This is a genomic window from Geomonas sp. RF6 (genome assembly GCF_021044625.1).
GTDB lineage: Bacteria > Desulfobacterota > Desulfuromonadia > Geobacterales > Geobacteraceae > RF6.
The window spans coordinates 4,775,965-4,801,983 of sequence record NZ_CP087999.1 but is presented as its reverse complement, the minus strand read 5'-3'; the positions used below and the strand labels follow the sequence as shown (position 1 = coordinate 4,801,983).

22 protein-coding genes and 2 pseudogenes are annotated in these 26,019 nt (G+C 61.3%); 12 read left to right on the top strand and 12 right to left on the bottom strand.

Annotated features, from left to right (window positions below; translation table 11 throughout):
• Positions 1-500: 500 nt before the first annotated feature.
• Complete coding sequence (locus tag LPW11_RS20420) at positions 501-731, top strand: hypothetical protein (RefSeq protein WP_230995710.1); 231 nt, start codon at positions 501-503, stop codon at positions 729-731.
• 172 nt (positions 732-903) lie between these two features.
• Here LPW11_RS20420 and rnhA read toward each other — a convergent pair.
• Both rnhA and LPW11_RS22440 read right to left on the bottom strand, forming a co-directional pair.
• Positions 904-1,308 (bottom strand): annotated as a pseudogene (gene rnhA / locus LPW11_RS22445) (ribonuclease HI); the annotation flags it as partial.
• Positions 1,309-1,446: 138 nt separating this feature from the next.
• Positions 1,447-2,175 (bottom strand): annotated as a pseudogene (locus LPW11_RS22440) (5'-3' exonuclease); the annotation flags it as partial.
• Positions 2,176-2,487: 312 nt separating this feature from the next.
• Between LPW11_RS22440 and LPW11_RS20410 the strand changes: the two are divergent.
• Positions 2,488-3,615 (top strand): putative sulfate/molybdate transporter, encoded by a 1,128-nt coding sequence (locus LPW11_RS20410; RefSeq protein ID WP_230995708.1) that lies wholly within the window; start codon positions 2,488-2,490, stop codon positions 3,613-3,615.
• On the opposite strand, the gene LPW11_RS20405 is transcribed toward LPW11_RS20410, so the two are convergent.
• Complete coding sequence (locus tag LPW11_RS20405; protein WP_230995707.1) at positions 3,587-5,596, bottom strand: cation:proton antiporter domain-containing protein; 2,010 nt, start codon at positions 5,594-5,596, stop codon at positions 3,587-3,589. The genes LPW11_RS20410 and LPW11_RS20405 overlap by 29 nt on opposite strands.
• Positions 5,597-5,967: 371 nt before the next feature.
• Here LPW11_RS20405 and LPW11_RS20400 point away from each other — a divergent pair, with 371 nt between their 5' ends.
• From LPW11_RS20400 to LPW11_RS20380, 5 genes are all read left to right on the top strand, one after another.
• Complete coding sequence (locus LPW11_RS20400) at positions 5,968-7,953, top strand: hypothetical protein (RefSeq protein ID WP_230995706.1); 1,986 nt, start codon at positions 5,968-5,970, stop codon at positions 7,951-7,953.
• A gap of 14 nt (positions 7,954-7,967) precedes the next feature.
• A complete protein-coding gene (locus LPW11_RS20395; protein WP_230995705.1) occupies positions 7,968-8,651 on the top strand; it encodes an FKBP-type peptidyl-prolyl cis-trans isomerase N-terminal domain-containing protein in 684 nt (227 codons plus the stop codon).
• 37 nt (positions 8,652-8,688) lie between these two features.
• The gene (locus tag LPW11_RS20390; protein ID WP_230995704.1) at positions 8,689-8,952 is read left to right on the top strand and encodes a hypothetical protein; all 264 of its coding nucleotides are present in this window, start codon (positions 8,689-8,691) and stop codon (positions 8,950-8,952) included.
• Positions 8,949-13,823, top strand: coding sequence for a choice-of-anchor D domain-containing protein (locus LPW11_RS20385; protein ID WP_230995703.1), 4,875 nt, complete (start codon positions 8,949-8,951; stop codon positions 13,821-13,823). Before LPW11_RS20390 ends, LPW11_RS20385 begins: the two co-directional genes overlap by 4 nt.
• 145 nt (positions 13,824-13,968) lie before the next feature.
• Positions 13,969-15,351, top strand: a complete 1,383-nt coding sequence (locus LPW11_RS20380; RefSeq protein ID WP_230995702.1) for a hypothetical protein — start codon at positions 13,969-13,971, stop codon at positions 15,349-15,351.
• Between the two features lie 133 nt (positions 15,352-15,484).
• On the opposite strand, the gene fbaA is transcribed toward LPW11_RS20380, so the two are convergent.
• A complete protein-coding gene (gene fbaA, locus LPW11_RS20375) occupies positions 15,485-16,510 on the bottom strand; it encodes a class II fructose-bisphosphate aldolase (protein WP_230995701.1) in 1,026 nt (341 codons plus the stop codon).
• A gap of 433 nt (positions 16,511-16,943) precedes the next feature.
• On the opposite strand from fbaA, the gene LPW11_RS20370 reads away from it, so the two are divergent.
• A complete protein-coding gene (locus LPW11_RS20370; protein ID WP_230995700.1) occupies positions 16,944-17,867 on the top strand; it encodes a TFIIB-type zinc ribbon-containing protein in 924 nt (307 codons plus the stop codon).
• Between the two features lie 174 nt (positions 17,868-18,041).
• On the opposite strand, the gene LPW11_RS20365 is transcribed toward LPW11_RS20370, so the two are convergent.
• On the bottom strand, positions 18,042-18,251 hold the full coding sequence (locus LPW11_RS20365) for a hypothetical protein (protein ID WP_230995699.1): 210 nt from the start codon (positions 18,249-18,251) through the stop codon (positions 18,042-18,044).
• A 189-nt stretch (positions 18,252-18,440) separates the two neighbouring features.
• The gene (locus tag LPW11_RS20360; RefSeq protein WP_230995698.1) at positions 18,441-19,163 is read right to left on the bottom strand and encodes a hypothetical protein; all 723 of its coding nucleotides are present in this window, start codon (positions 19,161-19,163) and stop codon (positions 18,441-18,443) included.
• A 281-nt stretch (positions 19,164-19,444) separates the two neighbouring features.
• Between LPW11_RS20360 and LPW11_RS20355 the strand changes: the two genes are divergently transcribed.
• Positions 19,445-20,191 (top strand): hypothetical protein, encoded by a 747-nt coding sequence (locus LPW11_RS20355; RefSeq protein WP_230995697.1) that lies wholly within the window; start codon positions 19,445-19,447, stop codon positions 20,189-20,191.
• Positions 20,192-20,243: 52 nt separating this feature from the next.
• On the opposite strand, the gene LPW11_RS20350 is transcribed toward LPW11_RS20355, so the two are convergent.
• Positions 20,244-20,447 carry a hypothetical protein gene (locus LPW11_RS20350; protein ID WP_230995696.1) on the bottom strand — a complete coding sequence of 68 codons (204 nt, stop codon included), beginning with the start codon at positions 20,445-20,447 and terminating at the stop codon, positions 20,244-20,246.
• A 209-nt stretch (positions 20,448-20,656) separates the two neighbouring features.
• Here LPW11_RS20350 and LPW11_RS20345 point away from each other — a divergent pair, with 209 nt between their 5' ends.
• From LPW11_RS20345 to LPW11_RS20340, 3 genes are all read left to right on the top strand, one after another.
• Entirely contained in the window at positions 20,657-21,451 is a 795-nt protein-coding gene (locus LPW11_RS20345) for an L-dopachrome tautomerase-related protein (RefSeq protein ID WP_269145359.1), read from the top strand.
• Positions 21,448-21,699 (top strand): hypothetical protein, encoded by a 252-nt coding sequence (locus tag LPW11_RS22380; RefSeq protein WP_331001588.1) that lies wholly within the window; start codon positions 21,448-21,450, stop codon positions 21,697-21,699. Before LPW11_RS20345 ends, LPW11_RS22380 begins: the two co-directional genes overlap by 4 nt.
• Before the next feature lie 229 nt (positions 21,700-21,928).
• Positions 21,929-22,321: a DUF3750 domain-containing protein gene (locus LPW11_RS20340; protein ID WP_230995695.1), complete on the top strand. Its 393-nt coding sequence runs from the start codon at positions 21,929-21,931 to the stop codon at positions 22,319-22,321.
• A 110-nt stretch (positions 22,322-22,431) separates the two neighbouring features.
• Here LPW11_RS20340 and LPW11_RS20335 read toward each other — a convergent pair whose 3' ends face one another.
• From LPW11_RS20335 to LPW11_RS20315, 5 genes are all read right to left on the bottom strand, one after another.
• Positions 22,432-22,620 carry a hypothetical protein gene (locus LPW11_RS20335; RefSeq protein WP_230995694.1) on the bottom strand — a complete coding sequence of 63 codons (189 nt, stop codon included), beginning with the start codon at positions 22,618-22,620 and terminating at the stop codon, positions 22,432-22,434.
• Between the two features lie 146 nt (positions 22,621-22,766).
• Positions 22,767-24,068: a magnesium and cobalt transport protein CorA gene (locus LPW11_RS20330; protein ID WP_230995693.1), complete on the bottom strand. Its 1,302-nt coding sequence runs from the start codon at positions 24,066-24,068 to the stop codon at positions 22,767-22,769.
• Between the two features lie 258 nt (positions 24,069-24,326).
• Complete coding sequence (locus LPW11_RS20325) at positions 24,327-24,605, bottom strand: cytochrome c7 (RefSeq protein WP_230995692.1); 279 nt, start codon at positions 24,603-24,605, stop codon at positions 24,327-24,329.
• A 106-nt stretch (positions 24,606-24,711) separates the two neighbouring features.
• Positions 24,712-24,996 (bottom strand): DUF2917 domain-containing protein, encoded by a 285-nt coding sequence (locus LPW11_RS20320; RefSeq protein WP_230995691.1) that lies wholly within the window; start codon positions 24,994-24,996, stop codon positions 24,712-24,714.
• Between the two features lie 18 nt (positions 24,997-25,014).
• On the bottom strand, positions 25,015-25,992 hold the full coding sequence (locus tag LPW11_RS20315; RefSeq protein ID WP_230995690.1) for a GlxA family transcriptional regulator: 978 nt from the start codon (positions 25,990-25,992) through the stop codon (positions 25,015-25,017).
• Positions 25,993-26,019: the final 27 nt, after the last annotated feature.

Here is a 26,019-nt window from a genome sequence, read left to right as displayed (position 1 = left end):
GCGTCAGCGGCACAAGGGGAGGGCTCGCAGGCAATTTCCTCTCAGCATGGCGTCGTCTGTCCTTACCAGGGCAAATCCCCCCTGTCCCCCCTTCGCAAAGGGGGGAACGTTAGGCCTTCTGCAGTGCTTCGTGGCAGTGTACCCACGCTCCCCCGGAATTCCCGGATGAACCTTCGCAAAGGGGAGAACGCATTGGCCTCGCGTAGGCCTTCTAGGGCACATAGACTCAGCTTCCCCCGAATTCAAGCTTGTGAGGAGCCTCGGCGTAAGCCCGTTCCCAAGCTGGAGCTTGGGAACGAGATGCCTCTGGGAATTTCCAGAAGATCCTTCTTTCAATGCGGTAGTTAAGGCCCGCATAATGGAGAAAGGGAGAGAAATGTAGGCCGGCATAAGCGCAGCGTTGCCGGCAATGGCGGCTGGTCGGACGTCGCCGGGAACGCCTGCGGCTTATCCCGGCCTACATACAACAAGACGTGCCGGGAGTAGGGATGGAGGAAGATATGATGCTGAGTCTGGTTCTGGTCGAAGGTGAAAACGTGAGTGAGGAAAGGCTACGGAGTGTTTCGCTGGGGAATGCCAAGCAGCTCGTGGTTGGAAGCGCGTACGGGTTTGGCGTCATTCTGCATATCGCCGCAGAAACGCCTGCGGATTTCAGCAACGCGCTGCGCGATTTTGCAGAAGTGCCGGGCGTTACCGGGCTGGTGACTCTCGCGCTCCGGACGCCGATGTGATGAACTAGCAGAGCAGCAGCTGGCCATCGCTGTCGGCCTCGTACACAATCTCCTCGCTGCATGCTACCGCAACGTGGTCAACCGGAGTGGCGGGCAAAGGGGTGATCCGCTCTTGAGGTTTCGCCTCCGCCGGCGGACATTCCCTCGGGAGGGACAGCTCGCCTTCCCCTGCTGCGCGTTTCGCCAGCTTGTCGCACCTCTCGTTGAACGGATGCCCCGCATGTCCCGGCACCCACTTCCAGGTCACCTCATGTTTCGCGGAAAGGTCCGCAAGTCGCCGCCACAGGTCCTGATTCTTGAGGGCTTCGGGACTCTCGAGGCGACCGGCGCGGATCCACCCTTGAAGCCATTCGCTCATACCCCGCACCAGATACTGCGAGTCGCTGTAGACGTGCACCCTCCTCGGCGTGTTCAAGGCTTCCAGCCCCTTTATCGCCGCGATAAGCTCCATCCGCTGAGAGGTCGATGAAATCTCGAAGCCGCTCAACTCCTTTTCGTGCTCCCCGTACCGCAGAATCACGCCATAGCCACCGGGTCCCGAGTCTCGCCCCGACCCGTCGCTGTACAGTTCCACCACTCCCGGCGGCGGAGGTGTGAAGGCGACTTCCAGAGCCGCGAAGTCCAGCTCGCGCAGCAGAGGAATCAGAAGCTGGAGGTTTGGCGGCCGCATCTCCAGGTCGGCAAGAGAGACCTCGAGAGGGACGTCGTAGCGCACAGTCGCCAGCTTTTTCGAGAGCCGGGCCTGATCGGCGTGGCGGTGCAGGCTCTCCCTGCGCGACTTCCCGTTGACGAGACTGCTCCACTTGAGGATACCCTCCAGTGAGCCGAACTGCTGTACCAGCTTCGCTGCTGTCTTTTCACCTATCCCGGGAACGCCGGGGATGTTGTCGCTGGCGTCCCCTGCGAGCCCCAATACATCCGCCACCTGCTCGGGAGAAACCCCGAAGCGCTCGACGACTTCCTCTCTCCCGGAGAGCTTGTCTTTCATGGTGTCCAGAAGCCTTATACCGTCGGCCACAATCTGCAGCAGGTCCTTGTCGCCGGTGACGACCGTGACTTCCACCCCTTGCGCGGCAAAACTTCGGGCCAGGGTGGCGATGACGTCGTCCGCCTCGAATCCGGGAGCTTCCACGACAGGGATGTTCAAGGCGTCCAGCATCTTCCTGATGTACGGGATCTGGGCGATGAGGTCCTCAGGTGTCGCGTCACGGTTGGCCTTGTACTGCGGGTAGATTTCGCGGCGAAAGGTTTCCTCACGGGGAGGGTCGAAGGCGACGGCCAGGTAGTCCGGGCGGCTCTCCTGTATGAGTCCCAGGAGCATGCGCGTGAAACCGAATATTGCGTTGGTGGAGACACCGTCGGTGGTGGCAAGCTCACGAATGCCGTAATAGGCACGGTAGATATAACTGGAGCCGTCCAGTAAGTACAGCTGCGGCAATTTCACGTTTTCTCCACAGGTAAAAGTGGCGGGATTCTGTCGTGGCCCAGAGCGAACGTTACGCGGTGGCTGCAGGAGAGCGTCTACGCAGGCGCGCCAATCTACACCACATGTCGCAGCTATTCAAGGTCGAAAGGTGATGCATTCTGGGAAGGGACGGGCGCCATCGCGGGGGGGGGATGCTGCTAGCCGGGTAGCCTCCTGGAGATAACGATTGTGCTGTGACACGTTCTTTTGCTACTCTGCTGCGGCGTTAGGGTCACATTCATAAATTCGTTCCCACACTGTTGCGGGAAACGACTGGAGCGGCGGAGTCTGATGATGCACGGGGGCGGGGGGACAAGATTCAGCAGGGTCAGCGGTGAGGTCTCAGGTGCCTTCGGGGATCTCGGTACTTTTCTGCCGCATGTCCTTGGCGTCATCTCCGTCGCGGGGCTCAAGCCGGGAGGGATCTTCACCCTTTTCGGGATCTTCTATTTTTTTACCGGCCTCTTCTACCGGCTACCGATCCCGGTGCAGCCGATGAAGGTCGCTTCTGCGGCTATCGTTACAGGAAAGGTGACGCCTCCGGAGATAGCGGGGGCATCCATCATGATCGGAGCTACACTGGTCGTGCTCGGTCTGACGGGTGTCATCGGTGTCATTGCCCGCTCCATTCCCCGCAGCGTCGTGTCCGGCATTCAGCTCGGGCTTGGCGCGGGGCTCGCGGTGCTGGGGCTAAAGATGGTCCAGCACAACCTTCTGATCGGGTGCCTTACGCTGCTGGTCATGCTCCCCGTCGGGTTCAATCGCAGGCTTCCTCAGGCGATAACCGGGGTTGCCGTCGGCGTGCTGGCGGGGCTGGTGCTAGGGGGCTTTCCCCCCATGCAGCACATGGCGCCTTCGCTGCAATTGCCCCATCTCGTTTTTCCCGGATGGGGCGATATCTGGCGCGGCACCATCAGCATAGGGCTGCCGCAGCTTGCCCTTACACTTACCAACGCCGTCATCGTGACCTCCACGCTGGCGGAGCACTTCTTCCCCGAAAACCGTCGCGTCGCCCCATTCACCCTGGCCCTCACACAGGGGGGTGCCAATCTGCTAAGCGGTGTGCTGGGCGGGATTCCCATGTGCCACGGTGCGGGGGGGCTGGCGTCGCACCATCGCTTCGGCGCCCGCACCGGCGCAGTCGGAGTCCTTCTCGGCACCAGCTTTCTTGCTATCGGCCTCTTTTTCGCCGACCCCGCGCTGGCGTTTCTGAAGCTCATCCCTGAGGGGACCCTCGGAGCACTTCTCTTCTATGGAGCACTCGATCTGGCCATCGGCGGGTGGGCGCCTGCTTCGCGGTGGGATATTGTCGTCGCCGTCGTCGTCGCGCTCCTGGCATTCTTCGTAAATCCTGCGCTGGCTGTCGTGGTTGGGGTTGCGTTCTTTCGTTTCACTCCCGGCTCGCGTCCTCCGGGTTGATCAATCCTTCGGCTGCTGAGACCTGCTTCTTTGTCCCAAGGAGTCCGACGGTGTCCCCCACTTGCAGCACCTCGGAGGGATCGGGATTGGTGATGATTTCACTCCCCCTGATAATGGCGATCAGAGACACCCCGATGCGGCGCCGGAGATCGGCCTGCGCCAGTGTCGTTCCTGCAACCGCACTGTTGCCCCCCACCTTTCGCCAGACCACCTCCATTCCCCGCACCGCAGCCATCATCTGCGCCAGCACCCTCTGCTCGCCAACGGTCGACACGTCAAGGTCGTAATGGTCACGCCGGACCTCGTCGGCGTACTCCTGAACCTGTACTGCAGGTATGCCGAGGAAGAGGAGCGTGTTTCTCATTATTTCCAGACCTCCCTCCAACTCGGGATGGATTACGACTGTGGCACCCAGCTCCGCCAGGCGCTCCACTCCCTTCACCGTCATCCCTCGAACAATTACCGGCAGGGCAGGGGCACTCTGGCGGGCGAAGGCAACGACGATCTCGGCTGCCGCCTCATCTGAAACCGTTACCACGAGGGCTCTCGCCTTAGCCAGGGAGGCGTGATCAAGAATCTCGGAGTTGGCGGCATCTCCATACAGAACCGGGATTCCCCGGCTGTTCAGGTCGTTCATTTTCGCCGGGTCATTCTCCACTACCAGTGCCGGTATTCCCATATGTTCCAGCACGTACACGAGGTAACCACCCACCCGTCCCGACCCGATTATCACCACATGCCCCTCGCGGTCCGCGGGAGGGGACTGCTCAGCACCTATGCGCCGCGCCATGAGGCGCCACAGGAAGCCGACCCGCCTGACCCCCCGTTCCAGCGGTCCGATCGCCCCGAACATGAAGGGGTTAAGCATGATGGAGAGGACGGCTCCTGCGAGGATGAGGGAGTATTGCTCCTGCTGGAGTATGCCGAGGGAGACGCCCGCCTGACCGACGATGAAGGAGAATTCGCCGATCTGGCTAAGCCCCGCGGCGACAACGATCATGGTGCGCGGAGGGGCCGGCAGTATGAACCCGAGGAAGAGGGTCAACGCTGTCTTCGCGATCATGATCAGCGCGGTGAGCTCGAGTACCTGCCGGATGTGCGTCAGGAGGTAGTGGGGATTCACCAGCATCCCTACGGAGACAAAAAAGAGGACGGTGAAGACGTCGCGAAAGGGGGCGATCTCTGCGCTGATGTGGTGACTGGTGCTGCTCCGCCCGAGTACCACCCCACCGAGAAAGGCGCCGAGTGCGAGGGATACCCCGAAGATCTCCGCCGAACCGACGGCAGTGCCGAGTGCGACCGCCACCACCGAAAGGATGAAGAGCTCGCGGGACCTGGTAAAGGTGATCTTCATCAGAAGCCAGGGGAGTAGCCTTCTGCCGACGACGAGGATGAGAACCACGAATCCCGCTGCCTTCAGCAGCCCCCAGATGACGGAAGCGGTGCCGCCTTCCCCCTGCGAGAAGAGGGGAGGCAGCAGAACAAGGATAAGGATGGTTGCCAGATCCTCCAGCACCAGCCAGCCGACAGCCACGCGTCCGTGGGTGCTGTTCAGCAGACCGTTGTCCATGAGGCCGCGCAGCAGGACTACTGTGCTGGCGATCGATACCGCGAGCCCCAGGATGAGACCGGCCCGCGGGGACCACCCCCAGGAGAGGGCCAATGCAAAGGCGAGCACCGTCGATCCTGTCATCTGGATGACGGCGCCGGGAATCGCTACCTTTCGCACCTCCCAAAGATCGCGCAGCGAAAAGTGGAGTCCCACCCCGAACATGAGAAATACCACGCCGATCTCTGCGAGTTGCCCTATCTGGGCGGTGTCCCCGATGAATCCCGGAGTGAATGGACCGATGGCAACTCCGGCAAGGAGGTAGCCGACCAGGGTAGGGAGGCCGAGCCGCCGGGCGAGCACCCCACCCGCAAAGGCCCACACCAGCGCCATCGTTATGTTCAGGAGAAGAGACAGATTATGATGTTCCATTTTTCATCCCGCAGTGGTGGCAAGAGTCAGACGCAGAGGCCCTGGGAGGAGTACCCCTCCACTTCTTTCCATGTACCCCATATTAACACCCGCTCGGGGTGCAGAAGGGAAGAGTCTACTTTTCCGGGCGCCTCAGGGTCGTAAAGTAGCCTGTCCCCTTTCTGCTGCCTCTATTTTTTCGACAAGGTAACAAAATTTCTCACCCTTCCGGGTGGTAGTCTCCGTTCTCTTCCCTTCGCAATGCCGCGGTTTCCCGCGCTTTCTGCACAGAATAGCTTCACTGGCACGTTCTTGGCTCTAGGCCTCACCCCAGAGCGGTTTCCGGTCCTTTTACGGGGACCATGAAAATACACAAGTCGCGGAGGGATGCAATGAAAAAGTCAAAGCTAATCGAGAAGGTCCTACTGGTGCTCGCGGTCGGCGCTATTGCCGGCTGCGGCGGCGGTTCAGGCAGCTCCGTCGGCGGTAATGGCGGTCCGGGAGGCGGGGGGGCGACCTCCGTTCAGATGGGGGGGGCGGTGCAGGGAACGGCGCTGGCGCTCACCGGCAGCATCGGCTCCTTTGCCGGCTCGACGGCATCGAGCGACGGCGTCGGTGCCGCCGCCCGCTTCAATCACCCCAACAGCGTGACCTCCGACGGCACCTTCCTCTATGTTGCAGACACGGCCAACAACCTGGTGCGCAAGGTGGCAATCGCCAACGGTGCCGTCTCCACTCTGGCAGGCGCCGCAGGAGTAACCGGCTCCAGCGACGGGACCGGGTCTGCCGCCCGCTTCAACACCCCCTACGGCATCACCATCAGCGCCGACAAGAGCACTCTCTACGTCTGTGATACCGGAAACGACACGATCCGCTCCATCGCCATTGCATCGGGTGCGGTAAGCACCGTCGCGGGGAGCGCCGGGCAGATAGGGAGCGCAAACGGCGTGGGAGCGGCGGCACGCTTCAACGCCCCGACCGGGATCACCACCGATGGGCCAAGTCTCTTCGTCGCCGATACCTTCAACAACGCTGTCCGGCGCATCGACATCGCCTCCGGCACCGTGTCGACCCTCGCTGGAAGCGGAAGCCCCGGATTTGCGGACGGGGTAGGGACGGAGGCGAGCTTCACCTCGCCGCTCGGAATCACCACCGACGGCGCCACCGTCTATCTCACGGACAACGGCAACTCGGCGGTGCGCAGTATCTCCCTTTCCTCCGGATCGGTCTCCACTCTCGTAGAGTCGAACCCGCTTGTCGCGTCCCCTGCCGGCATCGCCACCGACGGCACCACTCTGTATGTGGCTGATGCGGATCTCAACGTGGTGCAGAAGGTCGACATCGCCACCCAGGCTGTCTCAACGCTGGCGGGAGATGCGGTGACCGGAGCCGCGGGAGCGGTCGACGGCACCGGCGGAGCGGCACGTTTCAACCAGCCTGCCGGGCTCGTGCTTCAAGGGACCAATCTTTTCCTCGCCGATGCCGAAAACGGCACCATCCGCGCGATAGCGGTGGGTAGTGCTGCCGTCTCCACCGTGGCGGGCACCCCCGCCGGCGCAGATGGCACAGGAGCCGCCTCCAGCTTCAACTCTCCATATGATCTCGCCACCGACGGCAGCAGCATCTACGTTGCCGATGCGGGGAGCGGCAGCATCAGAAAGATAGCGATCGCCACCGGCGCAGTCTCCACCGTCGCCGGGAGCGCCGGATCTGTCGGCAGCGCTGACGGCACCGCAGGCGCGGCGCGCTTCAACTTCCCCAGCAGCATCACCACGACCCTCACCGACCTCTATGTCGCGGACTCCGGAAACCACACCATCCGCAAGATCTCCCTCGCGAGTGGGGCGGTGACCACTTTCGCCGGGAGCGCTGGGAGCGCGGGTAACGCTGACGGCTCGGGTGGCGCGGCGCGCTTTTTCAACCCCGGCGGCATCACCACCGACATGACCTACCTCTACGTCTCCGATACGGACAACAACGCGATCCGCAAGGTCAACATCGCCACCGGCGCGGTCACCACCCTCGTCGGCGCGACTGCCGGCTTGAGCTCCCCCTACGGCATCACCACCGACGGCACGAGCCTGTATGTAGCCGATGCGGGTAACAACGCCATAAAGGTGGTCAGCATAGCCACCGGAGCGGTTTCCACCCTCTCCATCACCGGCGGGGCGCTCAACTACCCCACCGCAGTCACCACCGACGGCACGAGCCTCTATGTCGCCGACTCCGGAAACGGTGCAGTGCGCAGGATCGTCCTCGCAAGCGGGGCGATGACGACCATTTCCTCGGCGTTCCACAATCCCAGCGGCATCACCACCGACGGCACGAGGCTCTACGTGGCGGACGCCAGCGACAACGTGCTGCTGAAGCTTTGGTAGGGGGGATTCGAGCGATGATAAGACTTCTCCTGATATTCCTTTGCCTTGCCGCAGCCCCCGTTCACGCGGAGGACGCCCAGGTGAAGACGCCGCGCGAAAAGGCGAGCTACGCCCTCGGGGTGAACCTCATGGGGAACCTGAAGCAGCAGGGGGTGGATTTCGACCTTGAGCTGGTCCAGAAGGGGATGCGCGATGCCGCGAGCGGAAATGCGCTCCTTCTGGAGGACGAGGAATTGCGCAAGTACGTGAGCATGTACTACAACCAGGTGCGCAACAAGCAGGCAGGGTCCCGCCCGCAGTCGGCACAGAAAAACAAGAAAGCGGGTGCAGCGTATCTGGCGCAGAATTCCCGGAAGGAGGGGGTGGTAACACGACCGAGCGGGATGCAGTACCAGGTGCTGAAGGAGGGGGAGGGGAAAAAGCCGGCTCCTTCCGACTCGGTGGAATTCCACTACCGCACGACCTCCATCACCGGCACCGAGTACGACAGCTCCTATCTTCTGGAGAAGCCGACGCAGGCAAAGGTGAGCGGCGGCGTGGTGCCGGGACTGAGCGAGGCGCTGCAGCTCATGCCGGTCGGATCAAAGTGGCGGCTCTTCCTGCCACCGCAGCTCGCCTATGGCGCGCGCGGCTACGGCAACAAGGTGGGGCCGGAAGAGACGGTTGTTCTCGAGGTTGAGCTTCTGGCGATCAGGTAACGGGTCCGGTTACGGACCTGCAAAAGGAGGGAATACCATGATGAAACTACTACTGGCGGTGGGGCTGATATCTTCGGCACTCATGGCGTCGACGGTGCAGGCAGAGCCCGCACCCTCCGTGCAGGAAGGGAAGGCGGCGGCGCCCCCTGCGCACACGAAAGGGGGATCCGCCCTTTCGGCGCGGGAGCAGAGAAGCGAGGTGAAAAAGCGCGCGGCCGAGCGGAGAAAGACGCTGATGGAAGGTGCTGCGGGGATTATGGAGAAAAAACGGACACCCTCTGAACGAAAGGAGACTCTATGAAAAGGCGAAGCCTCATCTGCATCTGCCTTGCGACCGTGGCACTCGCCTTCACCGGAGCCGGTCCTGCAGGCGCGGCGCCTCCGGTCACCATGCCGGGAAGCGTCCCCGACTACTATGAAACGCCCAACTGGGCCAACAGCCCGCCCCTCAGGAAGTTCGTGGACACCCTGCCCGGACTGAACGTCGGGAACAAGAACAACCTGAATCAGTACATCCCGGTGGCGATCCCGGACAAGACGACCTATCCAGGGAGCGACTACTACGAGATCGAGGTGGGGCAGTACACCGAGCAGATGCATTCGGACCTCGATCCCACCACCCTGCGCGGCTACCGCCAGACCAACACCGGCGATACCACGGTAAGCCAGTTCCACTACCTGGGACCGCTGATCGTGGCCACGAAGGGGACGCCGGTGCGCGTGAAGTTCACCAACTCACTCCCGACCGGCTCGGGCGGCGACCTCTTTCTCCCTGTGGACCCCACCATCATGGGGTCGGGGGACGGTCCCCTTCCGGAGGGGTGCACCCCCAGCGAGCCGGGGATGCCCGGAACGTGCGAGCAGTACACCCGCAACCGCGCCACGCTGCACCTGCACGGCGGCCGCACCCCCTGGATCAGCGACGGCACGCCGCACCAGTGGATCACCCCGAAGGGGGAGACGACCTCCTACCCGAAAGGGGTGAGCGTGCAGAACGTGCCGGATATGTGGTTCGACGCCAGCGGCAACACGATCGCCAGCTGCGCCGGTGCGTTGACCTGCAACGTGCCGGGGGCCACAAACGACCCCGGCGCCGGGTCGCAGACCTACTACTGGACCAACGACCAGAGCGGGCGCCTCATGTTCTACCATGACCACTCCTCCGGCATCACACGCCTGAACGTCTATGCAGGGGAGGCGGCGGGATACCTCATCCAGGACGCTGTGGAGCAGGACCTCGTGGCCCGCAATGTGATTCCGGGCGCTGCTAACACCATTCCCCTGGTGATCCAGGACAAGACGTACGTCGACGACAACCCCGCCAGCCCGACCTATGTCAGGAAGACCGATCCGACCTGGAACTGGGGGACCGGCGCCCTTGCCGCGACCCCCAATGCCATGGGAGTGCGGGAGCGGACCCCGAAGAAGGGGGATCTGTGGTGGCCGCACGTCTACATGCCTGCGGAGAACCCGTACAACCCGGACCTCAGCGGCATGAGCTCCTTCGGTCGCTGGTTCTACGGGCCGTGGTTCTACCCGGCGACGCCGGTGTGCGGCCAGGACGGTGCGGCGCTCCCCTTGTGCATCGCGCAGGGGCCTGTGGCAAACCCTTACTACGATCCCGCGTGCGTACCGGGACCGACGACCCCTTTCTGCCAGCCACCCGAAATACCGGGAACCCCCGACGTGTCGTGGGGTGCGGAGGCCTTCCTCGACACCATGGTGGTGAACGGGACGGTATACCCGACGACCACGGTGAAGCCCGAGAAGTACCGCCTGCGCATCCTGAACGCGGCACACGACCGCTTCCTCAACCTGCAGCTCTACCAGGCCGACCCGGCGCAGCTCCCGGATCCTGCCGTCTGCCCCACCTGCGTCATCAACACCGAGGTGAAGATGCTCCCTGCGGTGCTTGACCAGGCGAATCCGGCGGCATGGCCTTCCAACTGGCCGGAGAACCTCTTCGACGGCAGGGAAGGGGGAGTGCCCGACCCGGCGACCCGCGGCCCCGCCTTCATCCAGATAGGGACCGAAGGGGGCTTTCTGCCCGGGCCGGTGGTGCTGCCGAACCAGCCTATCGCCTGGAACAACGATCCCACCACCTTCAACTTCGGCAACGTCGACAGCGGCACCCTTATCCTCGCCCCTGCCGAGCGAGCCGACGTCATCGTCGACTTCAGCAAGTACGCAGGGAAGACTCTCATCCTGTACAACGACGCACCGACCGCCTTCCCGGCGCTGGTTCCGCAGTACAACTACTACACCGGCGCGCCCGACCGCACCGACGTAGGGGGTATCGCAGGCACACCGGTAGGTATGGGTCCCAACGTGCGCACCGTCATGCAGATCAAGGTCTCCGGCACCGGGGGGGCAGCACCTCCGGACGACTTCGATCCGGCGACCCTGGCGGCGCTGCAGGCGGAGTTCACGGCGACGCCGACCACCCAGAGCGCCTTCCAGAAAGGGCAGGAGCCGATCATCGTCGGCCAGACCGCCTACAACGCCACCTACAACACCACCTTCCCGGCGACCTGGCCCAACTGGGGGATCTCGGGTATCAACGACACCCAGCTCAGCTACCAGCAGGTCGACGGCACCGTTGTCTCGAAGTTCCCCATGAAGCCGAAGGCGATCCACGACGAGATGGGTGCCTCCTTCGACGAGTACGGGCGCATGGCCGCTAAACTCGGCCTGGAGCTTCCGAAAACGAACGCAGGGAACGCGAACTTCCTGCTGCAGAACTACGTCGATCCCCCCACCGAGCAGGTGCTGCCGAACGGCGTGCAGATCTGGAAGATCTCCCACAACGGGGTTGACGCCCATCCGCTTCACTTCCACCTCTTCGACGTGCAGCTCCTGAACCGCGTTGCCTGGGACGGCGCCATCCGTCTTCCGGACCCGAACGAGCTGGGGTGGAAGGACACCATCAGGGTGAATCCGCTGGAGGACACCATCGTCGCGCTGCGTCCGATCCTCCCGGTCGTCCCGTTCCCGCTTCCGGACAGCATCCGTCCGCTGAACCCGGCGGTGCCTCTCGGGTCCGCCATGGGCTTCTCCCAGACCGATCCGCGGGACGGCGGCAACCTGACCGGTGCCGCCCAGATCACCAACCAGATGTACAACTTCGGTCACGAGTACGTCTGGCACTGCCATATCCTTAGCCACGAAGAGAATGACTTCATGCGTCCCATGTCCCTTCTCGTCGCCCCCCCGGCACCTTCCGGGCTGACAGCAGGGAACGTCGGCGGCAAGGCCATCGTTACCTTCACCGACAACTCCGCGAACGAGACGGGCTTCGTGGTGCAAAGCAGCAACGATCCGACCTTCACCACGGTCCTGAGCACGCAGACCGTCGCCCCGAGCGCGCCGAGCACCTCGAGCGGGAAGACGGTGAGCTACTCCATCGACCCGCCCTTTGGGGTGTACTTCAGAGTGCAGGCGGTGGATGAGTATTCGACCGTTCCTGCGGCATATCGGCCGGAATGGCAGGCTCAGGCAACCTACTCCGCCTGGACCGCAAACGCCACCGTCGGCGCGGCCAGCGGGGCGCTCGCCTCGGCGGCGCCGAGCGCACTCGCCTTTGGCGCACAATACGTCAACACTACCAGTGCGCCGCAGCAGATCCGGCTCAGCAACATCGGGGATCAGACCCTCGATATTTCAGCGGTTGCCCTCGCGGGCGCCAACAGCGGCGACTTCGCCTTCACCAGTACCTGCGGTGCTACCGTCGCCGCAGGAGGCAACTGCACCTTCAGCGTCACGGCGCGCCCCACGGCCACCGGTTTGCGCGGCGCCTCGCTCGTCATCACCAGCAATTCCGTGGCACAGCCGAGTCTGTCGCTCCCGCTCTCCGCGACCGGGGTGGCGGCAGTCGCCTCCGTGGCGCCGGGTGCGGTGATCTTCCCGATCCAGCAGGTGCTGACCACCAGCCCGGCAACCACGCTCACCCTCTCCAACACCGGGACCGCCGCGCTTGCCGTTAGCGGCATCACCTTCAGCGGCGCGAATGCCGCAGATTTCGCCCAGACAAACACCTGCGGCACCCCTGTGGTGGCAGGGGGGAACTGCACCGTGAGGGTTACCTTCAGGCCGACCGCGACCGGAATCCGCACGGCGCAGATCTCCATCGCCACCAACGACCCGGTCAACGCGACCGCAAGCGCCTCCCTGACCGGCACCGGGACCGGCCCAGTCGGGAGCGTGTCGCCGAGCGCCCTTGCATTTGGCAGCGTCCTCGTCAACACCACCGGCGCCCCGCAGACCGTGACCGTCACCAACAGCGGCTCCTCAGCCATGACGATCAGCAGCATCGCACTGGCAGGTGCAAACAGCACGGAATTCAGCCTGGCCAAGACGTGCGGAGCAACGCTTGCCGCAGGGGCGAGCTGCACGGCAACGGTGAATTTCTCGCCGACCTCCCAGGGGGCGAAGGCGGCACAGCTCACCATAGCAACAGACGCCCCGCTCAACGGAGGGGCCACCTCCTTGCAGCTCCCGATGAGCGGCCTCGGCACAACCGTGACGCTGAGCTCGCAGGCGCTCTACTTCGGGCCGCAGATTCTCAACAGCACCAGCTCGACGCAGGTGATTTCAATCCTCAACACCAGCACCGCGCCGATGACCATCAGTAACATCGCCGTCTCCGGCAGCAATGCCGGCGACTTTACTCAGACGAACAACTGCCCAGCCAGCTTGAGAAGCGGGCAGTCCTGCACCATCAACGTCCGCTTTGCCCCCACGGCGGTCGGAACTCGTGTAGCCACGATGTCCATCACCGACAGCGCGGCGGGGAGTCCGCAGTCGGTGCCGTTAAACGGCAGCGGCGTGCAGGGGCCGGCAGCGAGTGTCACCCCCGGCTCCATCAACTTCGGCACCGTTGCCAGGGGCTCCACGAGCGCGCCCGGCACCATCACCCTGGCGAGCACCGGTGGAGTTGCACTGAATATCAGCGGCATCTCTCTCGGCGGTAACAGCCCCGGCGACTTCACTCTCACCAACAACAACTGCCCGATCGGCGGGGCAGGGCTTGCCTCGGGCAACAGCTGCACCGTGAGCGTCGCCTTCAAGCCGACCCGCCGCACAGGGATCCGCACGGCGACCGTCTCCTTCACCGACAACGCCGGCGGCAACAACAGCACCCAGAGCGTCACCCTGCAAGGGCTGGCGCAGTAAGCCATCCTCTTCGGAGGATTCCGGTGGGGAGGGGGAACCCTCCCCACCTTTTTCACATCGTCTCGGATAAAAGAGTTGGCGCCCATTCGGGCGTTGCAGGAGCAGCTCGCTAAAAACGTCGTCTAGGTGGATGAGGAGGTCACAGATGTCGGGAAAAATGTTGGGCAGGTTTATCCTTCCTTTTGCAGCGCTTCTTGCTGCTGTTCCGGGGTATGCCGCACCGTCGGTAACGATCAGCCCGGCAGGGAGCGGGAGTTTCGTGGTCCGGGGCACGGGCTTCAATCACGCTGCTACGGTAGATCTGCAGATTTCCTATGACAGTGCCGCCCTCTCCAATCCGCGGGTTGCAGGGGGGGCTTTGGCGGCAAACGGATTCACTGCCGCAAACGCAACGGCTCCGGGCAGCCTCTCTCTTTCGGTCGTGGCCAATGGTCCCATGACCGGCAGCGGTCCTCTGGCTTCCATCACCTTCGATCGCATCGGTGGTGCCACTGGTGGTATCACCACAGTGACCGGAAGGATCATCGGGGTCGACGGTAACATCGTCCCGGTGGTTATATTTGGCGAAGCTGCGGCTCAGCAGACAGGAGATTCCACAACGGGGATAACCGGAAGCGGCAAGGGAACATCATCTCTGAGCGGCGCAAACGATCAGCAGGGGGGAGTGACGTCAGGCTCGGGCTCCTCAGCCGGTCCGGCTGTGGTGGGGGGAAGTGTGACTCTTCCTGGCGATCCTTTTAGGAATGTGGAGGAGGCGAGGGAGCAACCTGCCCAGGTCGAAGAACAGGAGCTGGCGGCGGGGGGACGCAGGGAAGATGTCGCCGAAGCACGTCAAACCGCTCGGGGTGAGGAGTCAAAGGCCGCTCCAGCGGAGAGGCCGGAGCCTGAAATCCACTCTGCGAGCGGGGAGGGTTCTGCAGTACCTGTGCTGGTAACCCCTCTGGAGAATTTCCGTACCTTTACGGGGGAAGCGACGCCGCATTCACTGCTCGCGCTTCTGAAGAGCGCCGCACCAATGGACCTGGTCCAGGAACCGGCGGTCGCGATTGCGGACGGTAAGGCGACCGTGAAAGTGAAGGTAAAGGTGCCGGGGGAGAAGGCCCCGAATTTTGCTCTCAATGCGGCACGCACTGTCTCTGTCGCCCTAGTCGAGGGGGGCTACCAGCTGGAGATCCAGCCGGTCAACGGTGCCTTGCAGGCGAGCATCATGGTTGTGACGGGGTCGTCGCTGACGGAGATGCCCCTCACGGTCGCACCCCCGGCCGATGTGGATCTGGACCGGTCGGGAAAGGTGACAGAGGGGGACTTCGCGCTCTTTCTGACGGATCGGGGAAAGCCTGCTCCTTCCCGTTTCGACCTGAACGGCGATGGCAGGCACGACTACATGGACGACTACATCTTTACCGCGAACTATTTCGCCGCCATTGCAAAACAGGAGAAAGAAGGGCCCGGGAAGCAGGATCGAGCAACGAAGCGGCCGATGGTGGCGGATGCCGCCTTGGCCGCAGGCGGGGCGGCGAGGAAGTGAAAGTGGCACGGCTTTTATTGATGTTGTAGGCCGGGATAAGCCGCAAGGCGTTCCCGGCGTCGGCGCCAGCCGATTGAGGCGGTCGGACTTGCCGGAAACGCTGCGCTTATTCCGGCCTACATGGTCCGCGCCCTTACCCTATAAACAGAGTCGTTCCCGTCCCTCGCAGCTCAGTCACCGCCCGCTTTACCCTTTCTGCCATGGCCGCCTCCGCAAGCGCCATGTAGGTGCGGGGATCGTACGCCTTCTTGTCCCCCATCTCTCCGTCCACCCGCAGCACCCCGTTATAATGCGTGAACATGTGAGCAACGATGGGGCGGGTAAATGCGTATTGGGTGTCGGTGTCTATGTTCATCTTCACGACGCCATAGTCCAGTGCCTCATGTATTTCCGAGAGCTCCGATCCTGACCCGCCGTGGAAGACGAGGTCAAAACAGGCGGATTTGCCGTATTCGGCTGCCACGGCATCCTGGCAGTCCTTCAGGATCGAAGGCTTTAGCTTTACCGAGCCGGGCTTGTACACACCGTGGACGTTGCCGAAGGTTGCCGCCAGCAGGTAGCGGCCGCCAATGCCGTTCAGGCGACGGGCTACCTCCAGGGTATCCTCCGGTGTGGTGTAGAGCTTGGCACTCGCGTCTGCGGCAACACCATCCTCCTCCCCACCAACAACGCCTGCTTCTATCTCCAGAATGAGTTCGCTTTGCTTGAAGCGCTCCATTAGCTTCGCGGATATGTCCAGGTTCTCCTTCAGCGGCAGGGCGCTGCCGTCGAACATGTGGCTGCTGAAGAGGTTCGGCAGCCCCGCGGCCCGGCGCCGTTCCGTTTCCTCCACCAGTGGCAGAACGAACTTGTCGAGCTTGTCGGCCTGGCAGTGGTCGGTATGCAGAGCAACATATATGGGGTAGCGCGCCGCTACCCGGTGCACGTGCTCGGCGATGGACATCGCGCCCAACGCCATATCCTTGAGCGCCGTTCCCGAGGCAAAGGCGCCGCCTCCCGTGGAGACCTGGATGATTCCGTCGCTTCCGCTCTCGGCGAGCCCTTTCAATACTGCATTTGCCGTGGTCAGCGACGTGACGTTGATGGCAGGGTAGGCGTATCCCTTTTCCCTCGCACGATCAAGCATCTGGCAATATGTTTTGAAATCGGCAACTGGCATCGTTTCCCCCGTCGTCGCGTATGTTATTATGAGCCGCCGCGGCAGGTGACGGCTGTTGGACAAACGCTGACGTAGTGTAGTGGCGTTAACCTTTATATTATACGCCCGCGCTGGCGTCGTGCCGCAGGGCGAGGCGCACCCGAACCGGCCTGGCTTTCATGGGCCGGGCAGATGCGCGCTCCAGATAAGCAGCGTGGCCGCGTGCTGTATCAGTTCCTTCACCCACCCCTTCCTTGACACCAAAGTAAAATAATCCTACTTTGTGCTTCTCTTGGGCTGGCAGAATTTGCCGTGCCTCACGATATGTCTGTTCTGGAGGATGCGTGGAAGGAGTAAAGTATCGTGTAGTGACGGCGGGTGAGATACATTCAGGATTTCTTTCGCAGAGGTGCAAAAAAATCTTCTCCCGCTGTGCAAAGGTGACAGCAACAAAGTGGAACGGATCTTCTCCGGCAGTCTCTTTGTATTTGCCTCCGGTATTGATCTTCTCTCTGCAAGGCGACACAAAACTTCGCTGGACCAGACCGGCATCGTCTGCCACATCGAGCCAGTAACTCCAATTCCCCAAAAAGTTCCAGAGTCACAGTTGCCCGCACCTGTGAGAGAGGAGCCGTCCAGCTGTCCAAAATGCGGCGCACCGTACAATGGTGAGGCGGTTTGCGGGTCGTGCGGCGTTGTCCCCGCAAAATACCTGGAGAGACAAAGGGTTGAACAGGAAGCCCGCCAGGCAGAAGCCATTCCAACTGGACGCACCACAGCCGCGAAGAACATTTTCCTCGTCGCAGCCATCGTGGTACTCGGCGCCGCCCTGCTATCGGCATCATTTCTCCTGCCCAAAGGTTTCAAGTATGACGTTTGGGACTGGGCAGACCGGCTTAAGTCGCCAAACTTCGAGCATCCCTTGAACTCCTTTGCCGGGCAGACCCAGAACGACCTTATCAGGGAGTACCAGGAGAGAGGCTTTACCCTTCACTGTTATGGGAACCTGCGCCCGGATGAAAGGGTTTCCAAAAGCGAGGACTATGCCTGCTGGTTTCCTATCAAATCTGCCTACAACAACATCCCCGCACGCTATGTTACCTTCTTCTTCTCCGGCGGGATTCTGAGCCACGCGCGTCTCGAGTTTCCGGATTCCTCTTTTGCCCAGGTGCAGGATTACTTGCAAAAGAAGCTGGGGACCGAAAGGCGCCTGGATATGTTGCCTCAGCACCGCGTGCGGACTGATATCTACGGTGTGCCGGTGATGGTATGGGAAGTGAATGGTGGGTGGATCCAGACAGCATCGAAGGCAACGCCTGGACGGACAGTCATGGTGCTCTGGACAAGGAAGGGAGCAGGAGACGCACAACAGGATTGATCACGGCGTCGCCAAAGTGGCGCCTTGAGCCTGGGAGACGGGGAGGGGCGCCGCGGATGGTTCCAGCGTCTAAGAGGAGAAGGGGACGTCGGCGCGGAGCCACTGTAGAGGTGCCCGCGACTTCGTCCCCTTCGTCTGAAACAGCAGCTCAGTTGCCGGCTGCCTCTGATCCCGTCAGTCAATATCCGCTCCCTCAACGGGATCCAGATCAGCAGTATGATGTTCGAACGCTTCGTGTGAAGGTGACGCCATCCCAGGACCATCAGGACCTTCAGCCGGTTCACGCCCCGGCGTCATCTCTGTCCCCGCCAGCTGCCCTGTTTGCTGGTTTTGAAATTCCGGTGTTGCTGATGCGGCACGTTTATGGTGTTTGTGCTTACTCATTCTGGCTTTCCTCCCCTTGTTACATCCCGTCCACTGCCCGGTCCTTCCTACCATAAGCAATTATATACCTTTGGGCATGTTGACTGTGCAGAACCGGCACTTACCGACGCTGCGGCAAGTGAAATGAGGGGGGGATCCCTTTGAAATTGAAAAAGGCCCTGCACAACCTGCAGGGCCTTAGCGGCATTCTTACCGCTTCATCTCGACAACCAGGACGCGGCACTCGGTTGCGCCTACGTTTTGGACCTGGTGCGTTTCTGGCTCGTGCCACTGCGGTTCGCCAGCATCCATCGATACCTCTTCAGCTCTGCCGGCGGATGAGGTGAACCTCAACTTGCAGGGCGACAGCGGGTACGCGACGTACCCGGCACGATGCGAATGCATCGGCTCTGCTGCACCCCCTCTCATCCGGACTTCGGCCACCCGTACAGCGTCATTTTCAAAAATCAGCCTGAAGTCGGACAGCGCGGCCGCCGCTGGCGGTGCGATCGCCTTTCCTGCGGTCATCATTGCGCTTTGCTCTTTAACCCCTACAAACAAAATATGACCGTCGGTGTCACCAAAGTTTGCCGCATGATGTATTTCTGCGTTGTGCCAATGCACGTCTCCCGGTTGCATCGCCGTCTCTTCCACTTCTCCGTCCGGGGAGGTGTATCTCATCTTGCAGGGCGCCAACACATACGTCAGGTATGGAGTTGCGTGAGCATGCATCGGCGAGATTTCACCGCTCTTCATGCGGATATCGATCACCTTTACGAATTCGTTCTCCAGAATCACGTTGAAGATCCTCGGTGCGGCGATCGTCTCCTCGGGGGCGGTAGTGATTTCAGGCCTCCTCTTGGCGCCCTGGACAAAGCCTCTGCCATATCTCTTCTCTGTCGTTCGTCCCGTCCTTCCTGTCAGTCCGGGCATTCCTTTTCACCTCCTGTTTTCCCTGAACGACGTCTTTTTTCTGACCCTTCGAGTTTTCTTCCCTCTTAAAGATCATTATATTTCATCGTCCAGAGACGAAGCAAATACCCCGGCAAGCACGGCTTCCCCCCGTTTTGTGTTCGCGGGCATGTAAAGATTAAAGGTGCAGCGTTTTGGTGGGGAAAAGAGCAGGATCGCGTGGGCGTGAGGCGGGCGAGGTGGCTGATTGCGGTATAGAATATCTCTGCACTGCAGCTTTGATACTACTACCGGAGGACGCTATGGAAACACGTATCGAGGAAATCTTTCCCGGCACCTACAGACTCTCCACCTACGTGGCAAAGATCGATCTGCAGTTCAACCAGTTCCTGGTCGATGACGACGAACCGCTTCTTTACCACACCGGGATGAAAGGGCTATTCCCGTATGTAGGGGATGCTGTTGCCAAAATTCTCGATCCTGCGCGCATTTGCTGGATCGGCTTCAGCCATTTCGAGTCTGACGAATGCGGCTCCCTCAACGAATGGCTTTCGGTGGCGCCGGATGCGAAGCCGGTGTGCGGGACGGTGGGAGCTCTGGTGAACATCAACGACTTCATAGGGGGCAGGGCCCACGTCCTGGCAGATGGCGAAACCTTCTCCACCGGCCGCCATCGCTTTCGCTTTCTCGAGACCCCTCATGTCCCCCATGCCTGGGATGCGAGCCTGCTTTTTGAGGAGACGGAAGGGACGCTGTACTGCTCCGACCTTTTTTTGCAAAATGGCAGCGCCGATGCCCTGACAGAGGTGGATATCGTTCCGTCTGCGCGGCAGGCGCTTGCTGCCTACCAGGCCGGGCCCCTGGCAAACCCCTATCCGTATTCCCCGCTGACGGGTCCTACCTTGCAGAGGCTGGCACAGCTAAAGCCCCGCGTTCTAGCCGCCATGCACGGCTCCTCGTTCAGGGGGGATTGCGCAGCGGCTTTGGACGCTCTGGCAAGGGTTTATGCCGAAATGCTTGGGGCACCTCGTGAGGAGTCACAGCGGTAGGGGGTGAGCCGAGGCCACATGCGGGAGCGCAATCGCAACGGCTGCTCCCGCGTCATTTACGGGACTTGCTCTCTCCCTTCTTCCCGCTCTCTGTCTCCGAATGCTTCTGCTTGTCCGGCACGAACCCATGGTCCATGGCGTTGAGCAGCCGTGCCTGGGCCTCGGCCTTACCCTTTGTGGTTCCCTTGGCGTGGACTGCATTGGGCGTGCTCACCTTGTAGCTGCCGTCCTTGTTTTTCGTCACTTTCGCCGGCATTGTCGCCTCCCCACACTTCCAAGCTCGCTTAGTCGTATTTGGCTATCTCACCGTATTATATACTTTTGACTATGGCGAAAGAAGGGTAGGTGGACGGGCGCCGGGATCATCGATTACCAGGCACTCTGACGGAGGACGTTATGAGAAGATTTCTCGGTCTTTGCATTTTTGGTTGTGTCGTATCCCTTGGGTGCTCCCACCAGGAAAGAGTGCGAGAACCGCAATCTGTAGCCGCCCGCGCAGGGGAACGACTCGGCACTGTAGCGAGTTTCAGAGGCGCTCAGGTCACCGGGGTCACGGTCACCGATACCGGGCGGGTCTTCGCCAATTTCCCCCGCTGGCGCGACGGCATCCCTTTCTCGGTGGTAGAAATCGCCCGTGACGGGTCTATTCACCAGTATCCGGATGAAGCGTGGAACCGGTGGGACGGACGCCCGGGGACGAACCGTTTTACCTGCGTGCAGTCGGTGGTGGCGCACGGGAGCGCGCTGTATGTGCTCGACCCCAGCAGTCCGAAGTTCGCAGGGGTAGTGGGGACGGCGAAACTCTTCGTCTTCGACCTGCGGACCAACAAGCTGGAAAGGACCTACGAGTTTGACAAAAGCGTCGCGCCGCAAAAGTCGTATCTCAACGATCTGCGCATCGACGACTCAGCCGGCAAGGCGTATATCACCGACTCCGGCCTGGGCGCAATCGTGGTCCTCGACCTGAAAAGCGGGGAGTCGCGTCGGCTTCTCGGCAATCACGTCTCCACCAAGGCCGAGGAGATCACGGTGCGCATCGACGGGAAGGAGTTCCTGCGCAACGGCGCCCCTCCACGCATCCATTCCGACGGCATCGCGCTCGATGAGAAGCACGGTCGTACTACCATGCGCTCACCGGGTACCACCTGTACCGCGTTCCGACGAAGGCTCTTGTGGCGGCATTTCTCGATCCTCGTGAGGAAGCGGCACTCGCAGCGAAGGTTGAAGATCTCGGAAAGACTCCGGCTCCTGATGGAATGATTTTCGACAGCGCGGGAAACCTGTACATGGGGGATCTGGAGAGAGATGCCATAGCGTATCGGACCGCAGCAGGGGAGATGCGCACACTGGTTCAGGACCCGCGGATCCGCTGGGCAGACACCTTTGCCATAGATCCGCAAAACCGGCTCATCTTCACCGTCTCCAGGATCCACCAGGTACCGGTCACAGGGGGGATCGAGGGGATGGACTTTCCGATCTATGCCTACCCGCTCCCCGGGGGGGAGTAGCCTCAACGGCAGCTCCCTCACTCATGAGCTTTATTGACAGCGTGGCGTGATCGGCGACATAATCAACGTCAAACTAAAGTGCAAGGGAGTGATATCTTTGAGATTTATTATGCTCGGATTCCTGCTCTTCCTGGGGACGGGGTGCGCAGGGAAAGACTGGCGAACGGCGAGTCGGGAGCCCGCAGGGATTGCTCCTGACCCCAAAAGCACGTCCGAGGCTGTCCTTCAGGTGTACGGAGCGCCAACATGGGGGTGGCGCGGGTGGTTTGCCATCCATACCTGGGTCGCTGCCAAGCACACCGGGGAATCGTCCTATACCGTCTACGAGCTGATTGGGTGGCGCAAGTACAGTGGCCTCCCTATTGTCCGCATCGAGAAGGACGTGCCGGACCGCTACTGGTTCGGCGAGCGTCCGAGGCTTTTGAGCCAGCATCGCGGTGCCGGGGTTGACGAGTTGATTAACGCCGTCGACAAGGCGGCGCGGTCATACCCGTGGGCGCAGAGGTATAACGCCTTTCCCGGACCGAACAGCAATACCTTCACTGCCTGGATTGCGCGCCAGGTGCCGCAACTTCGGCTTTCCCTCCCATTTACAGCGATCGGCAGCGGCTACCACGACTAGTCGCTTGCGGCGATCTTCCCGCGGTACAAAGAAAAAGCCCCACCTGTTCGGGTGGGGCTTTTTCTGTCAACGAGTCGCAAAGGCTAATCCGGCCGGGGAACTAAAGCTCGTCACTCCCTTTCTTCGCAAACCTGCAAGGACATCCGCGTACGGGTGAGGTGACTGTCGAGATTGACCCATGCCGGGTTCAGTTCAGGCTTGGACCCCTCAGTTGCCTCGTTCAGAAACATCGGAGTTTTCTTCAACTCTTCTTGCAAAGCGTACAGCTGCGAGCGAATGGGATCGCACTTTGTAGCCATGGTTTCCTCCTCCAAGGTGGCGTACCACCAAGAAAATTATAGCATCAGGAGGTCCTGGAGTAACGCTTATCTCGTACGCGCCATCAGATGGAGTCGGTTGATGATGCGGGAGTGCCATCAGTGCGCCAGCGCCGGAGGCGAAGTCCCTACAGAGTCGAGGTCCCGCTTTTCTTGCGCGCGGTGCGTTTCTCGTACCTTCTCAGGATGAAGTAGGTAAGCCACGCGACCAGCACCATGCCGACGGTGAAAATGGCGTAGGAGAGCGCCCACGGGATGTTGCCGGTCATCATGGTGAACTCGGACATCCCGAAGATCCCGGCGATCACGTTCAGCGGCATGAATATGACGCTGAGCACGGTCAGACGGTAGATCACCCGGTTCTGGTTCACGTTGACGAAGCCGACGATGGCGTCCATGAGGAAGTTTATCTTGTCGAAGAGAAAGGCCGTGTGACCGTCGAGCGACTCGATGTCGCGCACGATCTGCTGGGCGTCCTCAAGCTGCGCGGCGGAGAGGAGCTTTCGGCGCACCAGAAAGGTCAGCGCGCGGCGGGTGTCCAGGACATTCCTCCGAATGCGGCCGTTCAGGTCCTCCTGTTCGGCGATGGCGGCAAGGGCCTGCGCGGCCTCCTCGTCCGTCATCGTTTCGTTCAGTACCTGCTTCCCGACCTCGCCAAGCGCAAGGTACGTCTCTTCCAGGGAATCTGCGGAGTACTCGGCATCTGCCGCATAGAGGTCGAGGAGCATGTCTGTGCCGTCCGAGACGTACCCCTTTTGGGTGCGGGCACGAAGTCGTTGCAGACGAAATACGGGGAGTTCCTCGCTTCGTACGGAAAAGAGGATGTCCTTGTAGAGGATGAAGGCGACGGCGATGTTTCGGGAGTCCCCCTCGCGGTCGAGCAGGAAGTCGGAGTGCAGATGGATCTCCCCCGACTCCTGGACGTAGAAGCGGGCACTCGCCTCCAGGTCGGTGAGGTCATCCGGATCAGGAATCTCCAGTCCGAAGTAGTCGCCGATCCATTCGCGGTCAGCCTTGGAGGGGTCGACGAGATCCACCCATATCGGCTTTATCCCGTCGAGATCTTCATTGCTGTTGAGGGGGACCTGCCGCAGCCGCCCCTCGGAAAGCTCGAATGCATTGAGACTGAGGGATCTGTGCTGCTCCTCGAGGATCTCCCGCACGTCCCCTCTGATTTCGTGCAGCACGTCGTCGGCGAGCCTGTCCGGTACATTTTCCCATACAAGCACCGCCTCCTCGGTCGACAGCGACTCCAGGATCTCCACGACTTCCTGTGTGCCGAGCTGCGAAAGGAGGGAGCGCATATCGCTGCGCAGCTGCTTGTGCACCTGCGTTTCAACCTGTTCCTGACGCGGCAGCGGTTGCCGGTGCGCCATCTCCTCAAGGAGTCTCTGTTTTTCAAGCAGCTCTAAAACTGCACGTAATGACACTGCGCTACCTCCTGCTTCTCAGCCCCGAGCGGCCATTACAGCTTTTCTACCACCCGGTGAAGGGCGCGGTCAAGAAACTACCTCAGTACCTGCACAATAATGTTCCGTTGAAGAAGGAGGATGTCTTGAACTGTAGTGATTGAAACGGGAGGTGAAGCGGGAAGTGACGGGGAAAGTGGTTTGCTTGCTGCGCTGGGGGAGGGGAGCTGCTCTTTTGAGAACAGTCTCCCCTTTCGTCTGCAGGATTTGATAGATCAGTTACTTCTTGTGGCACTCATTGCACTTGGCGGGGCCTTTTCCCTTCTCCTTGTGGCATCCCATACACGTCTTGTGGGCCCAGTCCTTGCCGAGGTCGGCAATCTTCCCTCCCTTCTCGGTTTCATGGCAGCTGGTGCAGGCCAGGGCCTCTTTGTGCTTCTGGTGGGGGAAGCTGACGTTGCCATTTTTGGCAGGCAGTACCACGACGGCGTCCTCAGCGGCTGCGGCGAGCCCTGCGGCGAAAAGGGTGAGCGCGAGAACTGTGACAAAGCGGGTCATAGTCGTATCTCCTTTGGTTTCTGATCTGGTGACACCTGACAGAATACCCGCTCGCATCGTCATTGCAATTGACACTCTCAACCATTCTCACTAACAGCCCAATGATCTAGGACGCCTGCGGCACACAGTGACGATGCTCTACCTTCACCATGGCGACCCTTACCGAACTCGGTGCCATTTTCCACTTCACCGATACAGAGGCACTTTCCAGCGCTTCGATAACGACACCCTTGGCGCTCTTGATAGAGCAAAGGCTCCCCGCATCGATACAGTAATCTGCGCCGTCATCCTCTTTGGTCAGCCACACCCGCCCGGTCACGACCTCGACCGCCTCCATCGCAGGGGTAGTGACCAGCGTAAGCACCTCGCCCTTTTCGAGAAGGTAATTCATAGTAGTACTCCTTTTTCCTTAGAACCTTTTCCGATACGCGATGGGGGTGATCCCCATCTGCCGAATGAATGTGCGCCGCATCTGCTCTTCGCCACTGAACCCGCTCCGGCACGCCACGGTCCCGATGGAGAGGGCGTTATCCTCCAGCAGTCCCATGGCGCGCTCCATGCGCAGCTTGTCCAGGTACCTCGCCGGCGTCATCCCAGTCTCCCGCAGGAAGACGCGGGCGAAGTTGCGCGGGCTCATCGCCGCCTGACACGCCAGGTCGTCGATGGAGATCTTGCGATGTGCGTTTTCCTGCAGCCAGGACAACAGCGAGGCGAGGGGACCGCCATCGACCATCTGTGCCCGCAACTGCGCGCTGAACTGCGCCTGTCCCCCGGGACGCTTCAGGAACATGACCATGCGGCGGGCGACAGCGAGCGCGGTCTGCCGGCCGAAGTCTTCTTCTACCAGGGACAGAGTCAGGTCCATCCCGGCAGTGATCCCGGCGGAGGTGGCGATGTTGCCGTCCCGCACGTATATGGCGTCGGTATCGACCGTGACCTGCGGGTACCTCGACGAGAGGTGGTCAAGATCCTTCCAGTGCGTGGCGACCCGGCGGCCATCCAGGAGTCCCGCCTCCGCCAGGAGAAACGCGCCGGTACAGACGGAGACGAGGCGCCGCACTCTCGACTGCATCACGGTGATCCACTCCAGAAAGGTCGGGTTCGCCATCACCTTGCCGAGGGCGTCGTTGTGGCTTCCTACCACGATCAGGGTGTCGACAGGTCCGGTGAGATCGTGCCAGGAGAGATCGGCGACGAGCTTTATGCCTGCGGAAGTCACAAACGGCCCCGGCTTTTCCGCGAGGAGCGCGATGTGGTATCCGCTCTCTTTTTTCCCAGCGTCCTGCAGGCACCGGTTCAGCATGTCAAAGACTTCTATGGGGCCTGTAACGTCGAGAATTTCCGCGCCTTCGTAGGCGGCTATGGCAACCGTGCGCTTGCCTGTCACGCTGCACCCTCCAGATCCGATTCGTTC

Excerpts from the sequence above, each read along its gene's own strand:
- LPW11_RS20420 (WP_230995710.1), top strand. The coding sequence starts at position 501 with ATGATGCTGAGTCTGGTTCTGGTCGAAGGTGAAAACGTGAGTGAGGAA.
- LPW11_RS20410 (WP_230995708.1), top strand. The coding sequence starts at position 2,488 with ATGATGCACGGGGGCGGGGGGACAAGATTCAGCAGGGTCAGCGGTGAG.
- LPW11_RS20405 (WP_230995707.1), bottom strand. The coding sequence starts at position 5,596 with ATGGAACATCATAATCTGTCTCTTCTCCTGAACATAACGATGGCGCTG.
- LPW11_RS20400 (WP_230995706.1), top strand. The coding sequence starts at position 5,968 with ATGAAAAAGTCAAAGCTAATCGAGAAGGTCCTACTGGTGCTCGCGGTC.
- LPW11_RS20395 (WP_230995705.1), top strand. The coding sequence starts at position 7,968 with ATGATAAGACTTCTCCTGATATTCCTTTGCCTTGCCGCAGCCCCCGTT.
- LPW11_RS20390 (WP_230995704.1), top strand. The coding sequence starts at position 8,689 with ATGATGAAACTACTACTGGCGGTGGGGCTGATATCTTCGGCACTCATG.
- LPW11_RS20385 (WP_230995703.1), top strand. The coding sequence starts at position 8,949 with ATGAAAAGGCGAAGCCTCATCTGCATCTGCCTTGCGACCGTGGCACTC.
- LPW11_RS20380 (WP_230995702.1), top strand. The coding sequence starts at position 13,969 with ATGTCGGGAAAAATGTTGGGCAGGTTTATCCTTCCTTTTGCAGCGCTT.
- fbaA (WP_230995701.1), bottom strand. The coding sequence starts at position 16,510 with ATGCCAGTTGCCGATTTCAAAACATATTGCCAGATGCTTGATCGTGCG.
- LPW11_RS20365 (WP_230995699.1), bottom strand. The coding sequence starts at position 18,251 with ATGAGTAAGCACAAACACCATAAACGTGCCGCATCAGCAACACCGGAA.
- LPW11_RS20360 (WP_230995698.1), bottom strand. The coding sequence starts at position 19,163 with ATGCCCGGACTGACAGGAAGGACGGGACGAACGACAGAGAAGAGATAT.
- LPW11_RS20355 (WP_230995697.1), top strand. The coding sequence starts at position 19,445 with ATGGAAACACGTATCGAGGAAATCTTTCCCGGCACCTACAGACTCTCC.
- LPW11_RS20350 (WP_230995696.1), bottom strand. The coding sequence starts at position 20,447 with ATGCCGGCGAAAGTGACGAAAAACAAGGACGGCAGCTACAAGGTGAGC.
- LPW11_RS22380 (WP_331001588.1), top strand. The coding sequence starts at position 21,448 with ATGATTTTCGACAGCGCGGGAAACCTGTACATGGGGGATCTGGAGAGA.
- LPW11_RS20335 (WP_230995694.1), bottom strand. The coding sequence starts at position 22,620 with ATGGCTACAAAGTGCGATCCCATTCGCTCGCAGCTGTACGCTTTGCAA.
- LPW11_RS20325 (WP_230995692.1), bottom strand. The coding sequence starts at position 24,605 with ATGACCCGCTTTGTCACAGTTCTCGCGCTCACCCTTTTCGCCGCAGGG.
- LPW11_RS20320 (WP_230995691.1), bottom strand. The coding sequence starts at position 24,996 with ATGAATTACCTTCTCGAAAAGGGCGAGGTGCTTACGCTGGTCACTACC.